Here is a 1,035-nt window from a genome sequence, read left to right as displayed (position 1 = left end):
GGTTCTGCAGGTCGATCATGACCCGGGGGATGGCGTTCATCTGCGCCTGCGCGAGCACGATGACGATCGCGTAGCAGACCACGGTGATCAGCGGGATCCACTTGAACCATTCGCCGGCGAGCCGCTGCATCCGTGCCGAGACGGGGAGGTTGCCCGTTCGGAGGTTGTGCAGGGTCACCACCCAGAACGTCGGGATCGTCACCGCCCAGGTGAGCATGCACCACGGGCACAGCACGTCGAGCGCGTAGATGCTCTGGGCGATGAGCCATCCCACGAAGACGAGCGCGCCGGCGACACCGACGTTGAACGCGATCCAGAACCAGCGGGCGAACTGCGCTCCGGCGAGGATCGCCGCGCCGATCGCGATGACGACGGGCCACGCCATGAGGCCGATGAGCGGGTTGGGGAATCCGAACACCGCGCCCTGCCATGATCCGAGGTTCACGCCGCATCCGACCAGCACGCCCACGTCGCACGACGGCACGAAGTCGGGATCGGCGAGGAGGGCGAGCTTGTCGATCGTCAGGCTCCACGCCGCGAGGAGGCCGAGCGCCCCCGCGATGAGGAGGAAGACGGCGACGCCGACGGGTCGGGACTGGGGGGAGGAGTCCGGCATCCTCGTATTCTGGCATGCGGTTCCACGCCAACCCTGCGCGGCCGTGCGATAATCGAAGGAGTCGTCCGGGCCGCGCCCGGCACGACGCCAATGAAGGCTTTGAGGATGCACCGCATCCGAGTGAGCGGTGAGACGCACCGCGAGACGTGGCGACACAGGCAACCTGCCGGTCGCAGCAGTGAAGGATTGGCGGTCCAGCGCACGGCGCAGGATCGCTCGAGACGAGTACGGGAGCGGATGGCGCGGCCATCCACACCGTCGTAGGAGTGCACCAGAGATGGTGGAAGGCAACGAGAACAACACGAACGAATCCGGCAGCAGCACACCGAGGCGTCGAGGCGGCCTGTTCGGCGCACGACGCGGTGGCCGAGGTCGCGGCGGCGCCGAGCGTGCCTCGCTGACGCCAGAGCCGCTCGACG

Annotated in this window: 1 protein-coding gene; it reads right to left on the bottom strand. The window is 67.9% G+C overall.

The genetic code is table 11. The features are described from left to right. A partial coding sequence (locus tag AC1DY2_RS20070) for a vitamin K epoxide reductase family protein (RefSeq protein WP_476764018.1) occupies positions 1-616 on the bottom strand: 616 nt, incomplete at its 3' end. Positions 617-1,035: the final 419 nt, after the last annotated feature.

Source organism: Agromyces sp. P1_H4, assembly GCF_056405255.1.
The sequence above is the reverse complement of the archived record's forward strand: the minus strand, read 5'-3'. Positions and strand labels throughout refer to the sequence as shown.